We start from the raw sequence: 1363 nt of genomic DNA, 5'->3' as shown, positions 1-1363 counted from the left end.
TATCGGAGCTGTCCCGCTTTACCGCCACACCTTCACTTGTCCCCACGCCCCCACCCGTGTAGAAAGCCCTTCCACATATTCTGCACAGGGACTTTCCATGAAGGCGTTGCCATGGCTCTATCTGGCACTTCTCAGCCTCGGTTACGGGTGGGCGCTGAGCTACGGACAGCTCGGCTGGCTGGCGCTGATCAGCATCGGCCTTCTGTTATTTGCCGGATTTGCCGTGCGCCAGCAACAGGTACCGGTTGCACGGTTTCTCGGTCATGGTCTGTTTATCGTCCTCGCCCTGTCGCTGGCCCTGCACTGGTTACCGGGTTTCTACAATGGTCGCGCCATCGACCCGCAGCGCTTCACCGACAACGCCGTGCCGTTCGCGATGTACCTGAATCTGGACAAACCGCTGATTGGTTTCTGGTTGTTGCTGGTCTGTCCGTGGATTGTCGCGCGGCGGTCGTTGCGCCTGACCGTATACGCCACCCTCCTCGCCCTGACCCTGAGCGCCATCCTCGCCCTCGGCGGCGCACTGTTGCTTGGCGTCATCACTTGGGCGCCAAAGTGGCCGGACCCGGCGTGGCTGTGGGTGTTGAACAACCTGCTGCTGGTGACACTGGTCGAAGAAGCGCTGTTTCGCGGCTATATACAGGGCGGGCTCAGCCGGCGCTTCCAGCACCTGCCCTACGGCGACAACCTCGCCCTGTTGCTGGCCTCTCTGCTGTTCGGCCTGGTGCACGCCGGTGCCGGCTGGACCTGGGTGTTGCTGGCGGGTCTGGCCGGTGTCGGCTATGGTCTGGCCTACCGTTTTGGCGGGCTGGGTGCGGCGATCGCCACGCACTTCGGGCTGAACCTGCTGCACTTTGCGCTGTTCACCTATCCGATGCTGGCGGGTTGAAGCAAGGCCCGTTTTGCGACGCCGTACTTATTACTGAAAAAAAACTTCAATAATTTCCTGACATCGCCGACAACCTTTCAAAGCCTTGCGGATTGAAAAACCATGCGTAACAACCAGCCCATTACACAACGCGAACGGACTTTCCCGGCTCAGCAGCGGTTGATCTCCACAACCGACGCCAAGGGCGTGATCACCTACTGCAACGACGCTTTCGTCGAGATCAGCGGGTTTTCGCGTGAAGAACTGATCCGTGCGCCGCACAACCTGGTCCGTCACCCCGACGTCCCGGCTGCGGTGTTTTCGCACATGTGGGGCACACTGAAACAAGGCTTGCCATGGATGGGCATTGTCAAGAATCGCTGCAAATCCGGTGACCATTACTGGGTGAACGCCTACGTGACACCGGTGTTCGATGGCAGTCAGGTGATCGGTTACGAGTCGGTGCGGATCAAACCCACCGCCGAACAGATCCGC

General features: G+C 59.9%; 2 protein-coding genes. Both read left to right on the top strand.

The window, feature by feature from the left end:
* Positions 1-97 precede the first annotated feature (97 nt).
* The gene (locus DBR24_RS10135) at positions 98-889 is read left to right on the top strand and encodes a CPBP family intramembrane glutamic endopeptidase (protein ID WP_128614661.1); all 792 of its coding nucleotides are present in this window, start codon (positions 98-100) and stop codon (positions 887-889) included.
* Between the two features lie 102 nt (positions 890-991).
* On the top strand, positions 992-1363 hold a 372-nt coding region (locus DBR24_RS10130; protein WP_128614660.1), incomplete at its 3' end, for a PAS domain-containing protein.

The organism is Pseudomonas sp. HMWF006 (genome assembly GCF_003061205.1).
In the GTDB taxonomy this organism is placed as follows: Bacteria; Pseudomonadota; Gammaproteobacteria; order Pseudomonadales; family Pseudomonadaceae; genus Aquipseudomonas; species Aquipseudomonas monsensis.
This window is presented reverse-complemented; position numbering and strand designations above follow the sequence as displayed.

Excerpts from the sequence above, each read along its gene's own strand:
- DBR24_RS10135 (WP_128614661.1), top strand. The coding sequence starts at position 98 with ATGAAGGCGTTGCCATGGCTCTATCTGGCACTTCTCAGCCTCGGTTAC.